The 24,303-nt window shown below is 56.5% G+C and carries 23 protein-coding genes; 11 read left to right on the top strand and 12 right to left on the bottom strand.

Going from position 1 to position 24,303, the window contains the following annotated elements:
* Nucleotides 1–18 precede the first annotated feature (18 nt).
* The 4 genes from IPI71_08305 to IPI71_08290 all read right to left on the bottom strand — a co-directional run bounded on the left by IPI71_08305 (nucleotide 19) and on the right by IPI71_08290 (nucleotide 5,388).
* Nucleotides 19–1,188 (bottom strand): PEGA domain-containing protein, encoded by a 1,170-nt coding sequence (locus IPI71_08305; protein ID QQR70652.1) that lies wholly within the window; start codon nucleotides 1,186–1,188, stop codon nucleotides 19–21.
* 143 nt (nucleotides 1,189–1,331) lie between these two features.
* On the bottom strand, nucleotides 1,332–1,688 hold the full coding sequence (locus tag IPI71_08300; GenBank protein ID QQR70651.1) for a hypothetical protein: 357 nt from the start codon (nucleotides 1,686–1,688) through the stop codon (nucleotides 1,332–1,334).
* 634 nt (nucleotides 1,689–2,322) lie between these two features.
* Nucleotides 2,323–3,516, bottom strand: a complete 1,194-nt coding sequence (locus IPI71_08295) for a type III PLP-dependent enzyme (GenBank protein QQR70650.1) — start codon at nucleotides 3,514–3,516, stop codon at nucleotides 2,323–2,325.
* 678 nt (nucleotides 3,517–4,194) lie between these two features.
* The gene (locus IPI71_08290) at nucleotides 4,195–5,388 is read right to left on the bottom strand and encodes an aminopeptidase P family protein (GenBank protein ID QQR70649.1); all 1,194 of its coding nucleotides are present in this window, start codon (nucleotides 5,386–5,388) and stop codon (nucleotides 4,195–4,197) included.
* A 95-nt stretch (nucleotides 5,389–5,483) separates the two neighbouring features.
* On the opposite strand from IPI71_08290, the gene msrA reads away from it, so the two are divergent.
* From msrA to IPI71_08275, 3 genes are all read left to right on the top strand, one after another.
* Entirely contained in the window at nucleotides 5,484–5,975 is a 492-nt protein-coding gene (gene msrA, locus IPI71_08285; protein ID QQR70648.1) for a peptide-methionine (S)-S-oxide reductase MsrA, read from the top strand.
* A 268-nt stretch (nucleotides 5,976–6,243) separates the two neighbouring features.
* Nucleotides 6,244–6,663: a hypothetical protein gene (locus tag IPI71_08280; protein ID QQR70647.1), complete on the top strand. Its 420-nt coding sequence runs from the start codon at nucleotides 6,244–6,246 to the stop codon at nucleotides 6,661–6,663.
* 41 nt (nucleotides 6,664–6,704) lie between these two features.
* Complete coding sequence (locus IPI71_08275; GenBank protein ID QQR70646.1) at nucleotides 6,705–6,896, top strand: hypothetical protein; 192 nt, start codon at nucleotides 6,705–6,707, stop codon at nucleotides 6,894–6,896.
* A 58-nt stretch (nucleotides 6,897–6,954) separates the two neighbouring features.
* On the opposite strand, the gene IPI71_08270 is transcribed toward IPI71_08275, so the two are convergent.
* Complete coding sequence (locus IPI71_08270) at nucleotides 6,955–7,440, bottom strand: adenosine-specific kinase (GenBank protein ID QQR71996.1); 486 nt, start codon at nucleotides 7,438–7,440, stop codon at nucleotides 6,955–6,957.
* Between the two features lie 173 nt (nucleotides 7,441–7,613).
* Nucleotides 7,614–9,731 (bottom strand): PAS domain-containing protein, encoded by a 2,118-nt coding sequence (locus IPI71_08265; GenBank protein QQR70645.1) that lies wholly within the window; start codon nucleotides 9,729–9,731, stop codon nucleotides 7,614–7,616.
* Between IPI71_08265 and IPI71_08260 the strand changes: the two genes are divergently transcribed.
* Together IPI71_08260 and IPI71_08255 are read left to right on the top strand one after the other, a co-directional pair.
* Complete coding sequence (locus IPI71_08260; GenBank protein ID QQR70644.1) at nucleotides 9,709–10,113, top strand: hypothetical protein; 405 nt, start codon at nucleotides 9,709–9,711, stop codon at nucleotides 10,111–10,113. The two genes, IPI71_08265 and IPI71_08260, sit on opposite strands and share 23 nt — an antisense overlap.
* A gap of 220 nt (nucleotides 10,114–10,333) precedes the next feature.
* Entirely contained in the window at nucleotides 10,334–11,152 is an 819-nt protein-coding gene (locus IPI71_08255) for a proline dehydrogenase family protein (GenBank protein QQR70643.1), read from the top strand.
* Nucleotides 11,153–11,752: 600 nt separating this feature from the next.
* Here IPI71_08255 and IPI71_08250 read toward each other — a convergent pair.
* Nucleotides 11,753–12,985, bottom strand: coding sequence for an NADP-dependent malic enzyme (locus tag IPI71_08250; protein QQR70642.1), 1,233 nt, complete (start codon nucleotides 12,983–12,985; stop codon nucleotides 11,753–11,755).
* Nucleotides 12,986–13,110: 125 nt separating this feature from the next.
* Here IPI71_08250 and IPI71_08245 point away from each other — a divergent pair, with 125 nt between their 5' ends.
* Nucleotides 13,111–14,055, top strand: a complete 945-nt coding sequence (locus tag IPI71_08245; protein ID QQR70641.1) for a thermonuclease family protein — start codon at nucleotides 13,111–13,113, stop codon at nucleotides 14,053–14,055.
* Here the strand turns inward: IPI71_08245 and IPI71_08240 are convergent.
* From IPI71_08240 to IPI71_08230, 3 genes are read right to left on the bottom strand one after another with little or no spacing between them, the layout of a single operon-like run.
* On the bottom strand, nucleotides 14,006–16,066 hold the full coding sequence (locus IPI71_08240; GenBank protein QQR70640.1) for a type B DNA-directed DNA polymerase: 2,061 nt from the start codon (nucleotides 16,064–16,066) through the stop codon (nucleotides 14,006–14,008). The two genes, IPI71_08245 and IPI71_08240, sit on opposite strands and share 50 nt — an antisense overlap.
* Entirely contained in the window at nucleotides 16,063–16,359 is a 297-nt protein-coding gene (locus IPI71_08235) for a hypothetical protein (protein QQR70639.1), read from the bottom strand. The genes IPI71_08240 and IPI71_08235 overlap by 4 nt, the downstream gene beginning before the upstream one ends.
* Nucleotides 16,359–16,886, bottom strand: coding sequence for a hypothetical protein (locus IPI71_08230; GenBank protein QQR70638.1), 528 nt, complete (start codon nucleotides 16,884–16,886; stop codon nucleotides 16,359–16,361). The genes IPI71_08235 and IPI71_08230 overlap by 1 nt, the downstream gene beginning before the upstream one ends.
* A 1,019-nt stretch (nucleotides 16,887–17,905) precedes the next feature.
* On the opposite strand from IPI71_08230, the gene IPI71_08225 reads away from it, so the two are divergent.
* Both IPI71_08225 and IPI71_08220 read left to right on the top strand, forming a co-directional pair.
* Entirely contained in the window at nucleotides 17,906–18,241 is a 336-nt protein-coding gene (locus IPI71_08225; protein QQR70637.1) for a hypothetical protein, read from the top strand.
* A gap of 319 nt (nucleotides 18,242–18,560) precedes the next feature.
* Complete coding sequence (locus IPI71_08220; GenBank protein QQR70636.1) at nucleotides 18,561–18,923, top strand: hypothetical protein; 363 nt, start codon at nucleotides 18,561–18,563, stop codon at nucleotides 18,921–18,923.
* 64 nt (nucleotides 18,924–18,987) lie between these two features.
* Here IPI71_08220 and IPI71_08215 read toward each other — a convergent pair whose 3' ends face one another.
* The gene (locus IPI71_08215; GenBank protein QQR70635.1) at nucleotides 18,988–19,629 is read right to left on the bottom strand and encodes a hypothetical protein; all 642 of its coding nucleotides are present in this window, start codon (nucleotides 19,627–19,629) and stop codon (nucleotides 18,988–18,990) included.
* Nucleotides 19,630–20,544: 915 nt separating this feature from the next.
* Between IPI71_08215 and IPI71_08210 the strand changes: the two genes are divergently transcribed.
* The 3 genes from IPI71_08210 (at nucleotide 20,545) to IPI71_08200 (ending at nucleotide 22,937) form a co-directional block, all read left to right on the top strand.
* On the top strand, nucleotides 20,545–21,144 hold the full coding sequence (locus IPI71_08210) for a type IV pilin N-terminal domain-containing protein (protein QQR71995.1): 600 nt from the start codon (nucleotides 20,545–20,547) through the stop codon (nucleotides 21,142–21,144).
* The gene (locus IPI71_08205) at nucleotides 21,141–21,755 is read left to right on the top strand and encodes a type IV pilin N-terminal domain-containing protein (GenBank protein QQR70634.1); all 615 of its coding nucleotides are present in this window, start codon (nucleotides 21,141–21,143) and stop codon (nucleotides 21,753–21,755) included. The genes IPI71_08210 and IPI71_08205 overlap by 4 nt, the downstream gene beginning before the upstream one ends.
* A gap of 165 nt (nucleotides 21,756–21,920) precedes the next feature.
* A complete protein-coding gene (locus tag IPI71_08200) occupies nucleotides 21,921–22,937 on the top strand; it encodes a cobalamin-binding protein (protein QQR70633.1) in 1,017 nt (338 codons plus the stop codon).
* Nucleotides 22,938–23,617: 680 nt separating this feature from the next.
* On the opposite strand, the gene IPI71_08195 is transcribed toward IPI71_08200, so the two are convergent.
* Entirely contained in the window at nucleotides 23,618–24,301 is a 684-nt protein-coding gene (locus IPI71_08195) for a hypothetical protein (protein ID QQR70632.1), read from the bottom strand.
* Between the last annotated feature and the right edge of the window lie 2 nt (nucleotides 24,302–24,303).

Raw genomic sequence — 24,303 nt, 5'->3', positions numbered from 1 at the left:
AATCCCTGAAACAGGCTGCTACTCTTCTGTTGCTTCAGGAGTAAGCGTAATCACCACGAGCCCGATGCTTCCCGCCGGTACCTGAACGGTCTTTGTTGCAGTCTGGTAACCGGGCTTCTCGATCTCTAGAGCATGGGACCCGACTGGCAGGTTCTGGATGAGCAGAGGAGTATATCCTTTCATCTCCCCGTCAAGCAGAATTCTGGCGTTCCAGGGGAATGATTTGATGCTCAAGCTTCCAGAGCCGGATACAAGACCGGCAGTCAGGATGTTTGAGCTTCCCTGGTGGATGGTGATTGATTTTTCCCAGGTGAGATATCCCTCTTTTTCCACCCGTACCACGTAGGAACCGGGCATGAGACCTGGCCGGGTTATGGGGGTTGATCCTACCAGTTCATGGTTGAGATAGACCCGGGATCCGGAGGGAACCGAGAGAACTGATACCGATCCGGTTTTTGCTTCCGGGAAAGGCGATACTTCTCCGGAACGGGGGATAACCAGGACTGTGAAGATAGAGATCGGCTGGGGCCCGGTCATGAACGGCGATGCATTCGGACAGAGTGCTGCAGATGCCTGGCCTGATATAAAGGTTACATTCACACCCGATTGGTCTTCCTGATCAAGATAGAGGCATGTATCACCCGGATAAAGAGATGCCGTCGCCACGGTTTCACCGTTCCTGGAGACGGTTATCCTGGCAAGGATTGCTTCACAAACCGAGCCTGTACAGGTATGGCAATCGGGCTCGGTCACCGGAGTGACTGAATAGCCGTCGATGAGGGGGACAGGAAGTGAGCCAGGATCACCCACCAGTGCGGTGCCGAAGTATCCCTGCTCTGCATAGATAGGAGCGAGGACTCCGATTCCCGTCCAGTGCCCGCCCGGCATGCCGAGGCTCGATGCTTCGATGACCTGACCGGAAAGGATCATGGAAAAGGCAGCAGCAGAAGGCACGGTTCCCATTAAAGGAACCGGGGTGATGCCGGTCCAGCCACAGCTGGCGGTGCCGTTCTCATAGGTGCACCGCCACTGATGGGTTGCCAGCATTGAGAGGTTGCCGCTTTCAGTGTCGATACGTGTAACATACCCCCGGTAGGTGAACGATTGCAGTGTCGCTTCTGCCGGCAGGCAGCATACACACAGCGCCAGGGCGAGGGCCAGGGTTGCTAGAAAACGTATAGTTGTCATATGAACATCATCTCAGTTGCGATATTTGGTGCTTACCGGTAATGACCGTTGTGCTGACTCCACACAAATGAGTACTGGGACCCGGGAAGCGAATTCGAGATGATGATAAAATAATGAGGGAAATGGGATACCTGTGGATCCTATTAATACATTGGTCTGCCCGAAAGGGACTGGAGCAGGGATTGTTTTTGCGGTGAAATTGTTATCATGGACTGGAATAATTCTTTCTTCGTGATCGGCAGAGGCTCGGGCACTATCTTAATCGGTTTCCAGGTAGGTGTTTCATTTTCAGGAGTAGTTATTTTCGGAGGAGGATAGAACTCGTCATAGAGATTATAAATCTTGAATTCACCAAACGGACTTAATTTTTCCATAAAACTTCTTGAGAATCCGGTCCAGTTGGGGTTGTTCATTTCAATCGGTTCGTCTACAAATCCCGCGCAACTTACTGCTACCAGCAAGCCGGCAACAAGCATCGTGATTATTCCATGTTTCATCATGTCAATTCTCCTGTGGCATTATCTTATTATAAAACCAGGTTTCCCTCCATGTTAATTTGGATTGACATGCTGGTTTTGTTGTTTCATGTATCCTGAAAAATTAAATCCTTTCTCCTTTTTTTATCATGGGCAGTGGTCATGCATTGCACTATTCAGAAAAATACAGGGGCGGATGGCCAAGATCCAGTATCCGAAAGGCAGGTCGAAGAAAAGATACCTGCCCGGGACCGGATAAAGGCGATGTTCGTTTTTTTCAAAAGAAGGTGGAACACGGCAGGGATAAGTTGCCTCTTTGCCTTGGTGAGTAATGTGTGAAGAGACCACAGAGAGGGGATGCTAAAAAAAAAGATACAACGAATTCTCTTGCTGTTAGAGCAGGATGCTGGTATCCCAATTGTCACCACGCCTTTTTCCTGTTCCTGGCTACCTGTGTTCAACAGGCTTTTTTTTAGCCGGCAAAATGGTACAATACAGGGGAAATCTCACTACGCCGGGATATACCAAACGCCACTGGAAAGGTCTCCGCACGCTTTCAACCAGTTATCATCTGGCCGACCATCCTTTTTTTCAGATTTGATTTTTCCTTTATTCTTCTAATCGTGAGAGAGCGGGGCTCTTCTCCCTATATAGACCATCACTGGTTGATGTGCACCACTTTTGCCGGGGGAAATCCATTGAAGTAGGTGGAGGAGGCGATCGAATAGGCACCGATGTTCTCGGAATAGACCAGATCCCCGATCTCGAGATCCGGGAGCTCGGCGGAGAGGGTAATAGTGTCAAAGGCATCGCAGGTTGGACCAAATACCGCCGAGATAGTTGTCTCCTCGTCTTTAAAGGCCCTTACCGGGTAAACGCAGTGGTCGAAAACCTGCCCCGAGTAGGTATGGTAGATTCCATCATTGATGTAGTAACACGGTTTCCCGTCACGGAACGCTTTCCCGATAACCTTGGAGACCAGTGTGCAGGAGTTTGCTACCAGAAAACGCCCAGGTTCAGCGAGGATCTGCATGTCGGGCTCAAATAACCTCTTCAATTCGGCATCCAGTTTCCGCGTGAGCACCCGCAGGGAAAGGACACCGGGATGGTACTTTACCGGGAATCCCCCGCCGATATCGAGGATTCTTATCTTTCGTCCCGTCCGGGTCTCGACCTCTGAGAGAACGTTTGCTGCCAGGTTCAGGGCCTGGACGTAGTTATTGAAGTTGGTGCACTGGCTGCCGACATGGAAGCTCATCCCTTCCACAACAAGTCCCATTTTGAAGGCCTCGATGATCAGGTCGACCGCCTCACCAGGGTCGGCCCCGAACTTGGAGGAGAGTTCGACCATCGACCCGGTATTGGGGACGCGCAATCGCAGGACCAGCCCCGCGTGGGGGGCATGCTTCCTTATCTTCTTGAGCTCCTCGATGTTATCGAAGGTAACGAGCGGTTTATACAGGTCAAGGGCTTGGAGAGTCTCGATGGGCTTGATGGTGTTTGCATAAATAATCTTGTCCCAGATCCAGTCCTGCCGTTCGTGGTCCGGCAGATCCCTGATGTTTTCATAGACGATCATGAACTCCGGCATGGAGGCAACATCGAAGCTGCAGCCGATATCATAGAGCGTCTTTACAATGCCGCGATCCGAGTTTGCCTTGACCGCGTAGTAGACCTGGACCTGAGGCAGGAGCTTCTTGAACTCGCGATAGTTCTGCCGTATCTTTTCATGATCGATCACGAATATGGGTGTCCCGTGTTCCTTTGCGAGGTTCTGCAGCTGCTTCTTCTTTGCCTTGCTGATATGATGGACATCGCTGTCTTTCCCACTCCTTTTTGGTTCCCCGTTCATGTCCTCCCACCTGTTTTCTGTTATTCTAGTGGTTCATTGCACGAATAAGAAATTTTTGAATTGCCAGGGATCGGTCATATCGAACCTGTTTTTTACACCACTCACGAGCCTTTGCCAGGCAAAGGGCGAAATGAAGCCGGGGTTTGGCTTGTAGTCTACAATGCAGGTGAGAGCATCGTTCTACCTTTACGTAAAGTCCGTGCAGATTCATCTGCCGGCGGTGAAGCGATTCTTCTTAGGGACTCGAAGAGAACAAACCGGCTTTGAGGCCCCATATCTCCACGGGTGGATTGATTTTTCAGGACATCATGGCCATGGCACCACTGCAAGAACTCGCCAGCGGTTGACAGTCCAGGAAAAGGGCCCCCCAATACCTCCAGTTAGCCTGATAACACCTGATCGAAGTTGCCCGGAGTGCCCCTGTGTCATACAGAGAGGAGGTTTCACGGGGTTTGTCCTCGGAATCGATGATGTAATAGTCTCATCAGCGAAATGCAATATGCCTCAGCAGGATGGTTAGGGCGCACTTGACTCCAGATCCATAGCCGATAGTGAGCATCCAGTCCCCGAAATCTACCCCAGTCTCCCCATGGTATCCTTTCGGAAGCGGGGTGGCGCTTTTTTCGTTTATGAGTGGATCGCGGAAGAACCACTCATTACAGGAAGTTCTCCAAATCATCACCAGACCTGGATCAAACCGGTACTGTCCCCGGTTATGCTCCTGCCACCCCCCGGTGTCACCACGAAAGTATTCTCGATTCCCACCATTCCGACCCCCCTGATTCCCTTTTTCGGTTCGAGAGCAATGGTCATCCCTTCCTCGAGGGGTTCATCAAACCCCCTGGCGATAACCGGTATTTCATCGACCAGGAGCCCTACCCCATGACCGAGGAACTGCGCCTGCCGGCTGCCATATCCCATGAAATTCTCCCGGAACTCGGGGCTGAGGCCACCCATTACCTGGGAATAGATCCGGGAGGGAATATTCCCCGGCTTCAGGAGCGTGGCGAGCTCGTTTTGAAGATCGACACACTGGTGGTGGATCGCGATGGCGTTGTCGGGTATCGGCTTTCCGAACATGTAGTTCATGGTCTTATCAGTCTGGTATCCTTCGAATCCGCAGGCGTTGTCGATGAAGACCAGATCTCCTTCGTGCAGGGTCCGCTCGCGGCTTCCGAGCAAGGGCGCTGCCGGACACAATCCACGGCACCCGCCCGGCCCGTCAAAGCTTGTGGGATAGAGCGAATTTTCACCAAAACCGAGTTGCCCGACTTCGATCTCGATTCCCAGTCCGCCAAACCGTACGACCCCCTGGTGCCCCTCGCGGACCATCACCGAATAGACCATGGTTCCGAATTCAGCCTCGCTCATCCCCTCGGTGAGGATCAGGGGGACACATTTCTCGAGCACCCGTTCGTGTATCGCCCCGGCCTGTTCCATGCGCGATAGTTCAAAGGCGCTCTTCACCGCCCGGACCTTCCCGACCTGCAGGTCGAGAGGCCTTGCCCGGGAGAACGCGAAATGTTTCTGCAGCCGCTCGAACAATCCCAGTGTAACATATTCCGATTCGAGATAGACGGTGTCCGGGACGTTCCGGGAACCCGACGCAGCGTCCCGGTAACTTTGCATCGGCTCGATGCGGGGGAAGGAGGATTCGGCGAGCGCCCGTTCGTAGCTCCTCCGGACAAAGAGAACTGCCTCCCCGTCACGGGGAACGAGGAGCATCGCATCCTGGATCGTCCCGGTGAAATAGTAGAGGTTGACTCCTCTAAACAGCGCTGCATATTCCCATTCGGGGTTATCGATATCCATCCTATCGATGAACCTGCGCATCCGTCGTTCAAGTTCATCGGGCGGAACCCTGCCCTGCATGCTCCAAGGTTAGACGCCAACCATATTTTACGACTGCGCCAGGGTTTGAGATAATACCGGAACTTCAATCAGGAAGATAAACTGACGTCATCTCCATGCAAACATATCCCGGCCTGGAAATCGCCATATTTGCTGCCGGCTGTTTCTGGGATGTTGAGGCTGCGTTCAGGAAAATCGATGGGGTCGTGGGCACCGAGACAGGGTACACAGGAGGAACCATACCGGACCCGGACTTCGAGCTGGTAAGATCCGGCACCACCGGGCATGTGGAGGCGGTCCGGGTTGCCTTTGATCCTGCAGTGGTCAACTACGATGAGCTTCTCGAAGTATTCTGGAATATCCAAGACCCCACGGAGCCCGCCGAAGAGGCTTGTGAGCTATCTGCTATATTCTTTTCCACAGAAGAACAGCAGCGAACCGCTGAATCTTCCCGGAACCGGCTACAGGCGTCCGGGGGATACGGAAACAGGCCCGTTATCACAAAAATTCTCCCCGCATCCCGCTTCTGGAGGGCCGAGGATCACCACCAGCAGTTTTTCGAGAAATGCGGCCGGAGTTATGTGGCAGCAGGGAAATACTGGGATTGAAATGGTTCCCGGGCAGGACCGTGGATTTCACCGGATTCCCCTGGTGAGATCCAGGTTTCCATCCACTTCCAGCGATTGTTTATGGTGGTGGCGGGCAATTCTGGAGCGGTTCCGGCAGCCTGGCCGTAGCATCCCGGGAGAAATGAGTGGCAATTCCAAAGTCCATCTCAGCGGAGTGTGGAAAAACAAAACCAGATCCTCTGGCCTCCTGGCTGGCGACACCTCCTTACCAATGGACTGATAAGGATTGGCTAAAAAACATTGATCCATGCGAAGGGATCTCTTAGTCATCGCTGCCATAATCCTGGTCGTAGTGGTGGCTATAGCCATAATCACCTTCTCTTCGGGTCCAACCCTGCCAGATATTCACTCTGTTTCAACCGACAAAGATCTGTACCACTCAAATGAGGTGATGATGGTCTCTATCGAAGTGACCTCATCAGGAACACTTGACAACACCCTGCTGAAGATCGAGGGGATCGAAGACCGGTACGGGAATTATCACGTTTCCCGCGAGATCGAAGCAAACCTCACGCCTGGAACCAATCCGTTCTCCGAAGAGTTCCGGCTCCCTGCCTGCTCGAGCTGCGCCGGTATCAGCGCCGGCACATACTTTGTCAACGTCACCATCGAGAAAGACGGAGTGGTCATGGACGCGGTCAGCCACCAGGTGCAGATAGCACTGTGACACAAGGGTAACTGATGCCCTGAATCCCGGAGTGTACCATCATGGACAGGAATACCGTGGGCCTCATCAGTGCAACGGCATTATTTGTGGTGTACGCCATATTCGCTGCAACATCATCCCTGCCCCCGTCCACCTCTCCGGGAAACTGGTCCGGTCTCTCGATCGTTGCCGATGGAGTCATCCTCATTCTCCTCGGGTATGGAGTTTTTTATTTCTGGAGCGTCCGCACATAGACCGGCAAGTAATCTAGAACCATGCTGGCATCTTGCGTATCCGCCGCCTCCGAACGGTTTATCCCCGTTTATACCCGAATTTCCGCAGCAGGTCGGTCCGGTTCTTCACATCCTTTGGCCCTTCAACACCCAGGGGTGGATACCCATCGATGACTCCCATGATCCCCCGGCCGAGGGAAGACTCAGCGATGACCACCTCGACCGGGTTTGCAGTGGCACAGAAAACGTTGCATACCTCCTGGACGCCTTTGACTGCATTCAGCACGTTGATGGGGTAACAGTCCCGGAGCATGATGATAAATGAATGGCCGGCACCGATTGCACGGGCATTCTCCGCCGCGAGTTCTGCCAAATCGTCCGCGGTCCCCTCCACCCGCACCAGGCGGTCAGCGGACGCCTCGCAGAAGGCAAGGCCGAATTTTGCGCCGGGAACGGACCCTGTCAGCACCTCGTAGAGGTCTTCTGCAGTCTTGATGAAGTGGGACTGACCGAGGATGACGTTCACATCGTCAGGCTTTCTGATGGATACCCGGGAAAATATAATAGAGTCACTCATAGGCACTACGATGATCCATCGATCCTGCAGGATATAACCCTTGGCGCTGTACACCCGGATCGGATTCCTGTGGCGGCCCAGGAAGAGGGATTTCATAAGCCATCCTGGTATCCACCACCCCCGGCCAGGGCAAGAGAAGAGGATATGGATTGCACTTTCTGTCAGGTTGGCTCCCGCATCATGGGTGCGACATTGGCTTGCTCCATCTCACCCTGTGCCCATGCGAACCGTTCCCGTATGGTAGGAGGGAGCGCTCCCTCCGGGATTGCCACGAACCCGTAACGGGCATAGAACCCGGTGAGATTCCTGAGGGAGTGCATATACAGGGGATCGTGGCCGCAGGCCTCGACAAGTCCCTGGACTGCGGCATTGGCATACCCGTGACCACGGTGCCGTTCAGGAGTGAAAATCCCGTCCACTTCCAGGCCGTCGGGGTGCCTCCGGCACCGGGCAAGCGATACGGCATTCCCATTGATAAATGCTGCAAAGATCCGATCAGATGCCGGGTTCCCGGTAGTGGAGTGGTAATCGACCCAGAGGGCATCCGCAACCGTGAACTCGGCAGAGGTGAGTTCCCGCACAGTGACGTCCCCTGAAAGGCGGGCGCCGCGGCCTGCCTCCCCGGCCGGGAATGGCGGCGCATCCCCAACACCTTCGATGCGGAAGTTTCCTTCCGGGATGTGGATAGCGAACCGGGCACCGGCCCCCTCTGTTCCGATCTCGGTCATGGTCATCCCGGTAACACCGAGGATCTGGCGACAGATGAAGAGGCCAAGGCCGCCATGGCCCCCGGAGTCGTATTCGAAGATGGTATCCTTCATGGCGGCAGGGATACCGGCGCCATCATCTTCGATCATCAGCGTAAGGCCTCCGTCCATCCGCTGGTAGGTGACCAGGATATTCTGAAGCGATCCTCCATGCCGGAAGGCATTACCCACCACATGGCCGAGGACATCCCGGAAGAGTGGATCGGCATAGACTTCGAGCCGCTCTACCCAGAACCGGAGAGAGACCTCCCCTTTCTTCCCTGCCGGTTCCAGGGACTCGAGAGCTTTCTGAACCGGGATCCACTGGGGCGGCCGGGTCCCGAGTTCCTGGTACGTCTCCGTCAGGGAGAGGTGGCGGGCCAGGGTCCCGGCCAGAGCCCTGATCCGGGGCAGGACCCCGGCTGGTGCTGCCGCCATACTTTCTGCCCCAGGTGCATCGAGGATCTCGATCATCTCCTTGACCGTGCGGTGGAGGTGATCCCCGGAGATGCGGGAAAGGAGGTGCAACTTGTCGCGGGCATTCTTGAGTGCCTGTTCGGCAGCAACCCGCCTCGTGATATCCACAAAGGTGAGAACAGCCTGGTTCTCGGGGATACGCGCTATGGAGATAAGCACTCTTTGCTCATCGCCATCAGCGGCCGAAAGCGTGGTCTCCACGGCATACACTCTTCCCTGCCGGGAGAAGAGCGAGAGGATGTCCTCCCCTTCCTGCCTGCTCCAGAACGTGGTCAGGGGCTGACCCCGGAGGTCTGCAGGGTCCCTCTTTAGCAGGGCTGCGGCATTCCAGTTTGCCTCTTCAACCTTCCAGGTTCCTCCCTCATTCCGGATGAGAATGCTTCCCGCCTCTGAATTGTCAAAGAGGCCCTGGTAAAGGCGCTCCTGGGTGCGCAGGCGAAGGGTGAGGAGGGCAACCAGCTCGCCGATGATGATGACCACCATGGCACGTATGAGCGCCTCGGCAACGGTCAGCGATGCCATTCCCACAACCGCAACGACCATTAGGGCATAGGCCCCGCTGATACACCCGGCAAGGATAAGCCCGCGTTTCGGATAACGGTAGGCGCTGATGACCACCGGGATGTAGAGGAGGTGGGGGATGATGATCGTGATCCCGGTCAGGAGTCCGGCAAGATTGACCCCGAGTGCAACGACTGTCGAACCGACAATAGCGCTGTTCCAGAGCGCATTGCGTCCCCTCAGAAGATTCGGCACTTTCACCGCGAAAGCACCCCCGGATCGCCAGTCGTTTGCAGCACACCGGCACTCTTCCAGCCTGACTTTCGCGCCTGTTTCACCCAGCGCAGTTCCATACAGGAATGGTGCGGGGACAGGTATGTAATGATTTTCAAACCTTTCGGATGGAGACTCCTTCCCCGGGCAGACCCGCTGGTTAAGGGTACCGGCACTGAACCGGACTTCATGGATGAAGCAGGAATTCCCCCTGGTTTTCGAAGAAAGCATGATGAACTCTCCCATCTTATCCAGCGGTATGGCCGACAAGACGTTCTGCATCACCCTCGATCCCGATCTCGAGGAACCGATCCGGCAGCATTCCCGGAAGCAGGGCTGTCGCACCCCTGACGACCTGGTCAACTCTGCCCTCCACATGTACATTGATACCTTAAGGGGGGCAGGGGCTAGCGGAAAGGATCTTGCATTCGAGAACCAGATACTGCGAAGGAGGGTCGGGGAACTGGAGCAGGAGATACAGCGGAAAGACGAGCAAATCTCGGTGCTGCTCAGGCTCTGGCAGCAGTGCCCGCTGAAGGGAGGTGAACGGGAGGTGCCGCCCGAACTTGAAGAGCAGATCTCGTCCCTGCTCCAGGGCTGGTACAACGACTTCGAAAAGAAGGACTTCTCCGGGGCAGATGGCGGCGAACCGGGCCGGATGTGATAGTATGCAAACTGCGCCATGCGTCATGGTTCGATCGTTCACCTCCCATCTCCCAAACCAGCCCGGCCCTAAAGACCAATTCCACCGGAACAAACTTTATGCTCTTTTTGGCCTGTACAAGGGGGATCCTTTCCCCGGATATCATTGCGCCCGTTTTCCCTGCAACAAGCCTCTCGATGCTGTATGCGGTATGGACACTCTTCAGAAGGCCTGATACAGAATGAACAGTGTTATAATGAACGCGGACCGCTGGTCGCTCCCGGATCTTCCGGCCGCCCTTTCCTGGTGCGGTGAACGGAACCGGCAGAGGATAGCCTGCACCCTCCACGCACTCGGAGAGTCTACCCGGACACCGGAAATGGCTGATACCATCACGGCACTATACCGGGAGACCATTGCTGCTATCTCTGGAAAAAGCCTCGCGGCATCGGTCTCAGTCAAGCTCTCATCCCTTGGAGCCCTCTTTGACCCGGACCTTGCCATCGAGCTGACCTACGAGCTCTGCAGCGAAGCCCGGAAGAACAGGGTTGGTTTCGAGATCGATATGGAAGGCCGGGATCTGGTGGGGACCACCATCGAGGCCGCAGCCCTCTGCGCGAGAAAGAACCTCCCGCTCACCCTGGCCCTTCAGGCCTACCTGTTCCGTTCACCGGGGGATCTCCGCCTGCTCCTGGCCCTTGGGGTTGTCCCACGGTTTGTCAAGGGCGCCTATCTCGGAGACGTGGAGGACATGGAAGAGATCCGGAGCCGCCTGTTTGACCTGGTGCGGGAGGCTGCCAGGTTCGAGGTGGCCTTCCAGGTCGGCACCCATGATCCGGCACTCCTGCCGGAGATTATGTCGCTGATGGAATCCCACCGCGACCGGATCACGTTCGGGTTCCTGATGGGACTGGCAGACAAGACCAAGCAGGAGATGGCAGCAGCCGGATGGCAGGTGTCGGAATACGTCCCGTTCGGCAAAGATACCGGCCCATACGTGGCCCGGCGGGAACGGTATCTCCGGGGCCTTGCAGGGGCAGGAAGAACCCCGGTGGGATAAAAAAAACGGCCCTATGACGGGACGAATCCCGGCGCTCCCGGGGTCGTGCCGGTATCGGTCCTCCACCCGGTTTCCGGGAAAAGATCTATTGCGGGAATATAAGAGAAGGCCCCTTCCGGGAAACATGCAATCAGGCGGTACAGTCAATCCATCATCTTTCGGATGCTACTTGCCCGGCCGGAAAACAAAGATCCGCGTGCAACGAGCCATCTTCATTAACAGGCCGACCTGAGGCGGGCTTGAGCCTTCCCGGGGGTCCCTCTAAATCGCGCGCACCATAAGTCTCTTCGAATGAGCCGGAACCCTGCAGGACAACCTCACTTCGCGACGCCAGTCCACGGCAATGCGATGCCTGGGGCGCTCTCTCCAATGCGGCCTACCGGAGGATGTTTGGCAGGGTTCCCCCCCCGGATTACTGCTTCATACACATGTACCAGGATGGTCCCCCGCTCCACCGGCATCTGCATGATTTGCTGACCGGGCGGGCAATCTTGCCGGAGAGCTTTATTTATTCATTATTCCATCCCCTAACCACGGTGATGCTCACAACCGGCATCGAAAAAAGAAGGGATCCCCGGATGATATGAAACCTGTCGGTATTCACCCGATATCCCGGGCTACACCCGATACAACTGCCGCTTCCCGGACGGCCGCTGAAACCGCCTGCACGACATGGCGGTCAAGGACCGGAGGCATGATGTGTTCCGGGGAGGGTTTCTTCACATACCCGGCGAGAGCATGGGCCGCAGCGATTTTCATTTCATCAGTTATCCGCTCGGCGCAGGCATCGAGCGCGCCGCGGAAGACTCCAGGGAAAGCCAGGACGTTGTTGATCTGGTTTGGAAAATCGCTTCTCCCTGTGCCGACGATAAAGGCCCCGGCGTCCAGGGCGATACCCGGCATCACCTCTGGAACAGGGTTTGCCATGGCAAAAACGATGGGATGATCGTTCATGCGCCGGATCATCTCGCCGGTCACGATTCCCGGTGCCGATACCCCGATGAAGACATCGGCCCCTTCCATCGCATCGGCAAGGCTCCCGGCCCGGCCGGAGCGGTTGGTCTCACCGGCAAGGATGAACTTGAACTTGTTGGCGTACAGGCCTTTCCGGTTGCGATGGATGATCCCCTGGGTATCGCAGACGATGATATCGCGGACCATGGTGCAGACGTCCTGATTGTAGCCGATGCACTTCAGCAGGCGGGTGATGGCATAGCCCGCTGCTCCGGCTCCCGAGACCACGATCCGGAGGTCGGCAAACTCCTTTTTCGAGGCCCGGCAGGCGTTCAGGAGCGCGGCAAGCACGGTGATGGCCGTCCCGTGCTGATCATCGTGCATCACCGGGATGCCAATATCCTGGAGGGCCTCTTCGACCTCGAAGCACTTGGGGGCTGCGATATCTTCGAGGTTAATCCCGCCGAAGACCGGTGCAATATTTCTCACCTCGTCCACGAAATCGGTATGGTAGCTTTCAAAACAAATCGGAAAGGCGTCGATTCCGGCAAACTTTTTGAAGAGGAGCGCCTTCCCCTCCATCACCGGTATGGCCGCGTATCCCCCGATGTTTCCGAGGCCGAGCACGGCCGAGCCGTCGCTCACGATTGCCACGGTGTTCGACTTCAGGGTGTATCGCCAGGCCATGTTACGATCCTTCTTGATAGCCCGGCAGACTTCTGCCACTCCCGGGGTGTAGGCAAGGGAGAGATCCTTTCTTGTCTCGATAGGAACCTTTGCCCGTATCTCGATTTTTCCCCGGTGCTGTTCATGGAGCATGAGGGATTCCTGGTAGAGCCGGGTTTGTTCGTTCTCGTCCACGCTGTTGTCACCCTGCATGAGAGTGCATCAGAACAGGAGAACAAAGCCATTTCGGTCTCTTGCGGGCACGGGACGCAAGGTGAGCCTGGAATTCGGCGTTCTGGTGCAGGCAGCTCTGCAGGATACCCCGGGTTTTTTCCCTGATGCACGCAAAACGATGGGAGATGAAATCCTGCATGCTCCCGGCAATGCTCCTGGCCGCCCTCGTTACCGCCTCCCTGCTCTCCACTGGATGCACCCTGCACATCGGTAACGACAGGCTAGGGGGTTCGGGCATGAACCGGTTCGCCCCCGGCACTCCGTATCCCTGCCGGGTTGTCCACGTGACCGACGGAGATACCCTACGCGTAGCGTTCCCGGGCGGGAACGAGGAGACAGTTCGGATTGTGGGAATCGATACTCCCGAGGTGACACCGGAAGGAAACGAACCATCATCGTTTGCAGGAATCTCCGATCCCTGGTTCCTCTCGGCCTGGGGCAAGGAAGCGTCATCCATCCTGCGCCGGGAAGTGGAGGGCGGGGTGGTGACGATCACCACTGACCGGGCGGCTGGCGAACGTGACCGCTATGGCCGGCTCCTCGCCTATGTCCATACCGCGAACAGGACCGATGTTGGAGAACTCCTCCTTTCCCAGGGACTGGCACGGGTGTACACCAAGGAATCCTTTGGCCGGCGAGCGCATTACCTCGATATACAGGACCGGGCCATGAGCAACCGGATCGGGGTATGGAGCGGTATGGTACCCAGCCCGTTACAGCAGTCCGGAATCTTCATCGCTGCTGTCCACTACGATGCTGCAGGAGATGACCGCTTCAACCTCAACGATGAGTACATCACCCTTGGAAACGAAGCTGGATACCCAATCACCCTCACCGGATGGCAGGTCCGGGACAGCGACGGATTTTGCTATATCCTCCCGGAAACCGCACTCCTCCCGGGTGGCAGGCTCGTCCTGCACACCGGGCCCGGCACGGATAGCGGCACCGAGATCTTCATGGGGTCACCGACCCCGGTGCTGAACAACGATGGTGATACCGTTACTGTCCATGATGCTGCTGGCACCGAGATTTCCCGGTTTGCATGGTAGGCACGGATCTCCGAGTAGAAGCATCACCGGGCAGCCAGGCACTGTTTGAATCCAACCCCTTTTTTGCCTGGTCGAGAGCGAATGCCACTTCGAGCCATGCCTTGTCAAGGAGCTTCCGGTAGTAGCCTACATCGAAGCGGGTCGCGGACCAGTCGAGTTCCACCGCCCAGGTCCGTGCATCGGTGACCACATAGCTCACCTGCATCCCGGGGAATATCTCGATCCCGGCCGTGGTACAGGCCGCGACCGCTGAAGCCTCCGGGCAGCGGTGGGAGTACCGGAGCCTGCTGATCCGGCGGGAGATAGCCATATCCTCAGGGGCTGCCATGGAGAGACCGGCCACCGCTTCCCGGTACTGTTCGCCGACCCTGTCCGACAGTGCGGCCAGCTCCTTGCAATCCTCCGCATCCCTGATGGTGGAAAGCATCCGCTCCTGCACGTCCCGCACGAAGACCGGAGTGTCTCCCCTGCGGGCAGCGATCCCCCGCACCTTCAGATCCCCGGTGGAGAGTCGCCCGTAATAGCGGTTGTAGGCACCGAAACCATCCGGCATGGGGAGAAAGGCGATCCAGTCGTAAGCATCCACTGTCGTAGGAAGTCCGGTCTCCGACTCGACCCGCTCCTTGAGCACCGCTGCCGGCCCGTCCTGCACAAAGAGGCAGTCCACGATCCCGTGAAGGACAGAAAAACCCAGGTCTTCAGCGATCTCCTTGGTCCGGACCAGGATCTCCCGGGCGTGCCCCGTGATCTTCTCGTGCACTTCAATCTGCCCGAACTTGGCGTTCTTGTATCCTGTGTACCCAAAGCAGGTCACGAGCATCCACTTGAGGAGGGCATCGGTCCCGGCAAACGCCGGATCCGTGGCCTTCCGGGCCTTGCTCTCTTTCCGGAGGGAGAGGAGCGGGGCAAGCACTTCGGGCAGGAACCCCTGCCGCTCCGGGAAACCGAGGGTCTCGGGTGAGAGGTTGCAGGCAACGATTATGGAAGGGTAGAGGGAGGTGAAATCGATCTCGTACACCCGCTCGTACAGGCCCGGAACCGGCTGAAACATCATCCCACCCCGGTCGGCAGCTTTCAACTCGTCGAACTTACGCACGCACTCGGGGTCGCTCTTCCGAAAGGGAACAGCGATACCCTGCCTAAGGGCTTCGTAAACCTCGTAGGCCGATATAAGGGTCCCGGAGGTGAACCGGGCGGTGAGGTTCGGGGGAAGCCCGGTGAGCCGGGCACCGAGAATGATGCCGGGAAGCCCGCTCTCCCGGTACTGGAAGCTCTGGATGGTATCGACCAGGATCCTCCCGTCCGGGATGAGCGATCCGGCCCGGAACTCGGTCCTGCCGTAGCTCCAGTAGGACTTCTGAGCCATTTCCCGGTACCGCCCGCTCCTTGAGAACGGGAGCACCACACCTTCCTCCCGGGCCAAGGAGAGGAGCCGGGGCAGCCAGAGGTCCGAGCGGGGGAAGAGCACCACGTCAGGATCGCAGGATGCCAGCAGCCCTGCAAGGTCGGCGAGCGCGGTCCGCCACGGGCCCCCGAGCCGCTCGTGCCGTTCGTGGACCACCGTGAGGGCACGGAACGCTTCTCCCCTGAAGGAACTGCCCTCCACCTCCACGGTCATGGTGCGAAACGGGATCGGGAAATCGAGAGAGAACCGGGATTCTCCCAAGCAGCAGCAGGGGACCTGCCCCACCCCGGCGAGATAGCGCTGGTCGAGCCGGACGTCTACGTTGTAGAGCTGCGCGGCATACCCGGTCTGCCGCTCGATCGCCTCGGCGATTTCGCGGCCAGCCGGGATCCGGTAGCCATCACACTCGCCGAAAATAGTCCGGAACGTGCACTCCTCTGCTCCGTACTCTGCCTCGAGAGATTCCAGGAGCTCCCGGTGGAGGGCAGGATCGGGAAGGTGGAGATAGAACGAGGGGGCGTACGGTACCGTGGTCCGGCGGGTCGTCCCTGCCGACCACTCCCAGATCTCGACCCCGTCACGGTAGTACCGGGTGTCGATGATCATGGTCCTGCCTCGCCACCACCGGGAGGCCTGGCATCGCGCGATCGGGCCGGACCAGGCGTGCGATCACCGGCACTGCGGTCCTGCTCTTTCTGGAGCTCGATGAGTACCGAGAAGACCGCCGCCTCAAGCGGGTCGCTGAAGGCATAAAACCCCTCGCTGGCGTGCTGTTTTGCCATGGCAGCCACCCGGAGGGCGGCCTCCCGGTCGGCGCCCGGAAGGACACGGGCCATCCGTTCCCAGCGCCCGGTGATAGCTTTTACCCCTATCCGGACGCTCTCGAAACTCCGGCCCATCAGAACCGCTCCAGGGTGGTCTGGTCCCGGGCAAGGGCGACCGGGTGGCGCACCTTCCCTGCACGGCGGGCCCGCGACAGCGGAGGGGCAGGGGGTGAGGAGAGCGAGAAGAAGCGATCTGCCACCCGGGCCATGCCCGAGAAGGAGGGGTCCTCTGCCGGGGCGTACAGCACCACCGCCGAACCCTGTCCGGCGCTCTTCATGGCCTCCGACACCTGCCCGAGGACCTCCGCTCCTACCTCCTCGTACAGGGTGGGGTCGTGCTCGATAAAGATGATGGTGTGGTAGGACTCCCGGAGGATGGTGAGGAGCTGGAAGGCGGTGAACGCCCGTCGCACCTCGATGCTGACCGACCTGCGGTTGATGCCGGATAGGAGCCGGGAGTAGTTCCCGCAGATGAAAAGGAAGAGGAACCGCTTCAGCACGGGGTTGTCGTTGAGACCGGCAAGCACCAGATCCTCCGGTGCCACCAGGGCGGAGAACGTCCCGCTGGAGAGCGTGACCGAGGGGTGCAGGTCGAACTGCATGCAGGTACTCCTCATCCTGCCAGCCCCATAAGGGTGGAGAGCATGCAGGGCGAAAGTGAGAACGATACGTTCAAGAGCAGGAAAAGGGGCGATAAAATCTGCCGGAACGGGGAGATACCTTTTTTTTCACGAGAAAGCGGGAAGAGCCCTGCCAAAGAAACAGGATTCCGGGTAAACGAAAACCCCCCGGCTTTCCGGGAAGAGCACTGTCCTGTTCGTTCAAGCCTTAGGGCGGAAGGTGCGGGATGGGCAGCGACCGGCATCGCGGTCGGCAGGGACCGGGCCGTTGATGGCGCACACCCCCTCCTTCCCGTCCTTCGGGGTGTAGAGGAAACAGTCGGCACAGGTAGGCATGGGAGTCTATTTTCCCCCATGCCACGTGAAGTTTGCCTACAGGAATGAAAGTTGGAGGTAGGTGTAAGCGAAGGAGGAGCCCTGCACCGGTTATCTACGGGACGGCCGCCCTGTCTTCGATCCCCGGGGTGGTGCCCGTATCATGTCATTTTCTATGGAGTGGGAGGCGCCGTCATCATCGTCGCCATCATTCCGGACTTCGATACCTTCCGGTTCGTTTTCCTTAATTTTTTGTTCATGCCCTCATCGGGCATTCCGCATCCTCTGACCTTGTTAGCAACCATCGCCCTGGCTTATTTAAGGTCGCTGGTGGCTGTGTCAAGAGAAGCGACCGTGAAGACAGGTCATCTCTGGCAGGGCAGTTCGTAACAGCGCTGATCAATACCTTTCCAGGCCTGATCGTGATAGGGATTTCGATCTCAGGATCGGTCCTTTTTTGATCTGCCAACCCCGTTTTGTACATTTGTTACATGGAGGATGGTTACGTGACATTTATGAAAATAATCGTAACACCAACTCACAAAGAATATATAGATCGTGATATAATCGAATGGAGTGGGGGTGATCGAAGAACCAGGGAAATCTCCACCCTGCCAGCCGACAGATTCACGCCATCCTCATTGAATGGATGAACCGAACTATGCTAAAATGGGGGTTTTAGCGTCATGCAAATGAAATTTGTTACCACGACAAAACGGGAAATCCTGGATACCGACAAAGATGTGTGTCTCTACAGGTCACCCCGGCCGCCTTTTGAAGGTTCAAAAGCCAATATCCGGGGTCGCGATCTCTACATCCACCAATCGAAGAATAAGAAACCGGTGTATTATTTCCATGCCTGGAGCATGGAACCCGCAGAGACCGAGCGTATCATCCCTGCATCCACCCGGCTGGTCGAACGGTATCTCGCATCCAGGGGGTTGGTGTGCGATGATTTGCCGGGAGCGGAAGCAGCGCGGAAGCTCATGCAGTGGGGATACGGAATTCTCGAAGAGTTCTGAAGAGGGAGTACCATTCCTTCATTTCCGGCAGAGGATAGACCTGCCGGATCACATCCCCTCACCTCATCATGTCGTATGCCCGGAATGAAGCGATCACTCAATAGTGCGGCAGGGACTCTTACCGGTCTCTCCAGTAATCGGTTTACAGGAAGGTGTAATACCTGGTGCGACACTCTAAAACACTTTTCGGTCTTCTTGCTAAAATATTGAAGTCTTATCGTTTTTTCCCGGAAAAAAGGATAATTTAAGGGTAATGTTTATAGTTCATGGACGAAGTGCAAGACTATTGGGGTAAAACATGGATAATGGTTCCGGGAACTTGACCTATCCGGATCTGTCAGCCACCGGGGAAACTTTTCTTCGATCGGATATTCATCTCCATCTTTTCCTGGGAATCCTCATCCTGTACATCCTCTTTAGCATTGATATCATTACCACGGAAGCAATCCTTCTCTTTGGAGGGGTTGAACTGAACCACCTGATGACGGCCGTGGTGGCCTGTCCAATGGTCCATATTATCGTGAAGGGGGGAGTGCTGATCTATATTTCCGGGATCTGCACGTGGGCAGAAGAGAAAGTCGCCTGGAGCGGAACCTCCGCCATGGCGCTCATCATCGCCTTCTACGTGATCGTCGCTCTCCACAACACCGGGGCGCTCTGGCTGATGACGCAGGCGGGCTGAAGGTCGATCTCACAAAGAAAAAAGGTCAGATCCTGCCGCACGATTGATTGTTCCCGGGATCTCTTCACATCTCCTCCATCATCCGGAGATACTCTTCTTCGCTCATGACTTCCCTTACGACTGGTCGGGGAACACCCCATTCGCCATACGGCTCTGCAGCCGATTCGTCAACCCCGCCCCTGAACTTTACCTCGATCCCACTTCTCATCCCATAGATATTGACATGGAACTGCCCGCTCTTCCGGATGACCATCCGCTTGTAGGGATCCGAGCTGTAGAGCCCGTTGTACCCGTCTTCAAGGATAATCTCCCCGGTGCAGGGATCCCTGACGGTGATGACCACGAGCGAGTCGTAGGGGTTCTGGTTGTAGGCGCTGGTCCAGAATTCGATCACGAACGGTGCCTGTTCAACCGTCGCGAGCAGACCGATGTCGGTATACCTCAGACTGTACACCGATGATTTGAACGTAGCCGTCGGCATCTCGTTTGGCCGGGCCAGATTCCCCCCGTCAGGGCTCATTTCCCGGTAGGAGGGGGTGACTGCCACCGAAGGAGGGATGGGTTCTGCGTCCACAACCGTCCCGATGACCTGTGTAGGAGATGGTGTGACGACCGGTCCGGAAGGAGTGAATACCGGAGCTGGAGATAAAGGCTCCGAGGGAACTGAGGTCTGCACGCGATGTATTTCGTCAACCTCATTTCCCATCTCAATACAACCCGGAAACAATGAGAATGCAAGTAAAAAAAACACGATCAGTAGGGTTCGTGGTCGGGGGGGAGAGCGTGCCATTCGAAGTTTTGTATGACGTAATATCATAAATATCTTACAGATTAGGTTTTTTCGCGGAGAAGTTATATACGTCATCGGATGCACAATTCGAATCGTCAGGTCGATGCCAACCAGGTATCACGACCCCTTCTTCATAGCGGGACAGTGCCAGGGCACTCCTTTCCTGGCACAGGCAACACGCTGGCTTCTCACGGGAGTCACTGTGCCAGGTGCAGCAGTGAACCGCGGCGTCCTGGCAGGTCATGGTGGTTGCATCGGCAGTAGTATCTTGAATCCCCTTCCCGGTCTCGAGGATTGCCCGTGTCTTTGCACTGGCCGGCTATGTAAGGCCTTCCAGCAGCCCGTTGGCGCGAGATGCCCTCACCGCTCATACCGATGGTACTGATGATGTTTCCCGAGATTCCCACCGTGATTAACACGGCTGGGAACCCGGAACGGGAGATCACCATGGCACCCACGGGAACGGCAGGTGAGCATCCCGAAATACAGCGGACCCGCCCTACTCGTTCCAGGCAACCTCCAGGGTGGTCATCGTGCCACATGCGCGGAACAGAATTGTTGAAAAGGGCGGTGGCCGGACCGATACCCTCCATCTGTTCCTCTCGGGTTCATCTTCAATAATAAGGGTGGAATCTGGAAAACAGCATTTCATGTCAGTTCTCCCAGGAATGAAAGACTACCCGGAAATGAAATATGTATTCGTCGACTTAACAAGTAAGCCTTAGTTACAGAAAATAAGATTGATCAATATTTATAGTTCTAACTAAGACTCAGTTGTGTTGTTCAGGGACGGGCCCTCCCTGTGCAACTCCAGAAGTTGGAGGAATACTGATTATGAAACGAAACGAAGATGCCGTCTCACCGGTCGTTGGCGTCATGCTCATGCTGGTGGTGACCATCATCATCGCCGCCGTGGTGAGCGGATTTGCCGGCGGTTTGGCGGGCGGCACGAAGGCAGCGCCACAGGCATCGATCGATGTCAGGTTCATGCAGGACGATGGCGGCATGAGACCGGCAAATGTCCAATGGAAGATGGTATTTGAGCATCTTAGTGGCGATTCAATCCCTACGAAGGATCTTGAAATCGTCACATACTACACATTAACAGATGGTACCATAATAAAACACAGACAGACACCAGCAAGCGAGAGCACCGATCTCTACGGGTATGGAACATTTACCAGGGTGCCTTACATCAACGATATGTCATTGGGATATTCTGGCATCAATCTAGTCACGGACTTTGGTAATTATACCTGGACGACAGGTGATGTCTTGAGTTCGGGCTCTGATGCGGGCACCAGTGCCCTCCTCGGATTCGATATTACTGATTCTTCCTATGGATTCGGATCGGGAGGGGTTGTTGACGTAAAGATCCTGCACACACCGAGCGGGAAGTACATCTACGACAAAGAGGTGATTGTTCTATGAAGAGGAGGAATACTGATGCAGTATCTCCTGTCGTCGGCGTTATGCTGATGCTCGTCGTGACTATCATCATTGCTGCAGTTGTGAGTGCCTTCGCAGGAGGCCTCGCATCAGACACGAGTAAGGCTCCGCAGGCGTCACTCTCGGTTGTCGCGGTGATAAAAGATATCCAGGACACCAACAAGACCAATTGGGACCCAAATTATCCTGATGATTTCACCGCCAAGAACGGGTTGCTCTTCGAACACATGGGTGGCGATGCCTTCGCCCTCTCTGATATTTCCATCCAGTTGCAGAGCCGTGATGCAAAGTATACCATAAGCACATATGACAAGATCCCGACAACGAACTGTCTTCCCAATGATGTGGAGTCCTACATCATGGAGATCGGTGATAGCGACGGGTTCATCACTCCGGGCGACAAGTTCATGCTCTATGCAGATAATTGCCGCATTGATGATCACTCTGGTTTCAACAATGCAGCCCAGATCTCCTGGAAACCCGAAGGCGCTGCTGGCGGGATGGGACTTTACCTGAACACGAAGGCGGAGTATAAGGTCATCAACAAAGCGAGCGGGAAGGTTATCCAATCGGGAACTGTTGTTCTGGTATAATTGCCAGGTTATCCGGTTCTGATGCTACCGATAACATGCTTTGTCGAACGGCAGAGAGGAATGGAATGATTTGGAGTGATTCTCCCCATTCCTCCTCTTCATCATTACCTTGCTTGTTAGGAAGACAGGATGAATGTCAATATGATCCAGGATAAACCTGATAATATGCATGTATCAAAACGGCACATTACACTCACCATCGTACTTTTTGTCGGTTTTATTGTATTGCCAGCCACCGCCGTCGCCCTCACCGACGACATGGGCACCGCGGTGATCATCAACGGCACACCGCAGCGGATCATCTCCCTCTCCCCGTCAAACACCGAGATCCTCTACGCTCTCGGCCTGGGTGACCGCATCATCGGTGTCACCGAGTACTGCAACTACCCCCCTGAAGCGCTGGAGAAACCGAAGATCGGAGGATACAACACGGTGAATATCGAGAAGGTCATCGCGCTCAAGCCAGACCTTATCCTCGCCAGTTACGGCAACGGCGAGGAGATCCTGGAAAACCTGCGTATGCTCGGCTATCCCGTCGTCGCCCTGCACCCCCGAACGCTCGCTGACGTGCTGGATAATATCCGGCTGGTCGGCAAGGCTGCCGGCGCGGAGGCTAACGCCGCCGCTCTTGCAGGAGGCCTTGAACAGCGCATCAATGCCGTGGAGGAGCGGGCCGGCATGGCATCGGAGCGCCCCACCGTTGCCCACGTGATCTGGAACGATCCCATTTACGTGAGCGGGAAAGGCACCTTCCAGGACGAGTTGATCATGAAGGCTGGGGGAGAGAACGCCTTCCCCGGGGTTGAGGGATGGAAGAACATCGGCATCGAGGACTTCATCCACGCCGACCCTGACGTTCTCATCGTGAACGCGGGCTCCGGCATGGGAGGAGGAGAGGATGCGATTGCCCGGTTCTTCCGAAACGAACCGCGGTTTGCCGGGGTTACCGCCATCAAAGAAAACCGGATCTCCATCGTAGATTCGGATACGGTGGACCGCGCCGGCCCGCGTATCGTGGATGCACTGGAAATGTTTGCGGCGGCCATTCACCCGGAGTTGTTTGGGAACGATACACCGGTTATGACGCCGACGCAGGGAGCCCGGGTGCCCGGGTTCGGGATGCTGATCGCATGCATGGCCTGCATCGGTGCAGGCCTGATCGCCATGAGGAAGGGGTTCTGAACCAGGTCTGGGGGTCCTTCCCCTGCGTGATGCGATGTCACCCATATTTTGGACACAGTCCATACGGCACCGTGAAAAGTGCCGTGGAATCGTTTGAATCGACTACCCATGTCCGGCGCGCCGGGGGTACTTCTGGGGACCGTGTTACGTGGGCATCCACAGGACGAAATGGGCCGTTGCCGTCGCCTGCGGGTGGACCCACCACCCGGAAACCCGGGGACCTTTCACCGGTCTACGAGGTCAGGTGTTCCTTCCGGACAGGGGACGGTGCACAGTTCACCATACTTGATACGCGCGAGGAATCGCCCCGGATTATCTCCGGAAAATCATTTCCCCCGAGTGATGCATTCGTGCTGTGGACCCTGAAGGAAGAGAGCAGGCGGGTCGGCGGGAGTGAGAATAATTTACGGGACCACTCTTCTCCGCGACTTTTTTTGCATTGATGGCTGAACAGACAGGTTTCGCCCCCATTCACTGCAACCACCAGTATTATGTACTACCCCGGGGGGGCGCTTGGGAAGGTATGTACAAATGTCTTTGCTAAAATAGTATTTGCGTAGAGTAAAACCAGTTGAACTTTTTAAAAAACATCGTTTGCGGCCGGAAACACCGCTGCAGTGGCAGAACACGTGGTAAAAGAACATGGCAAAGGGTGGTCCCGGCTGCACCACTTTACTGTTTCAGACTGAATCAATCCGGTAAGCCCGGTTCATGCCGGTTGTTGATTCCGTCTCCTGCCTGGAAACAAGCATTGTCACCACGCCATGACAGCGGCAGGCTGTCCCGATGATGACCTGCTTTCTTCCCCCTACCTGCCTGATTAGGTCCGCGACGTCGTTTCCCCGCAAGGCCCCGAGCCCGGGAGCGACCTGGATGCTCTCCAGGATAAAGGCCCGCGGGAGAGCCTGCCGGAGCCGCTGATGGAGCGGTTCACTGCGGTCCTCTCCGGTGACAGGGCAGGTATCAGGAGAGGGGCAGTCAGGGATGCAGGTGGAATCCCGGTTCACCGAGAGAAACACCGACCCGCCCCGGGTGCCCAGCACCAGTCCGGGCGGGATACGCTCCAGGATCCCTGGGATGCCGCCAGGGGATTCGCGGAACCCTCCTGCTTCGCACACCAGCCCTGCTGCCACGTGCGCCGGTGCGGTGGGAAAGACCAGTCCCGGTCTGTAGTCCATGAATGCCCGGAGTGCAGCATCAAGCCCTCCAGGAATTACTGGATATGTTCCCTGCTGTTTCCTAATGCCTGCAACTGCCGTGCATTCCGGATCAGGGTCCACTACCACGAACTGCCGGCGCTGCTCAATGAGATATTGGGCCGCCCGCTCACCGTACCGACCCCCGCCAACGATCAGGTCAGCCATGT

The sequence above is a fragment of the Methanolinea sp. genome (assembly GCA_016699325.1).
In the GTDB taxonomy this organism is placed as follows: domain Archaea; phylum Halobacteriota; class Methanomicrobia; order Methanomicrobiales; family Methanospirillaceae; genus UBA9949.
The sequence above is the reverse complement of the archived record's forward strand: the minus strand, read 5'-3'. Positions and strand labels throughout refer to the sequence as shown.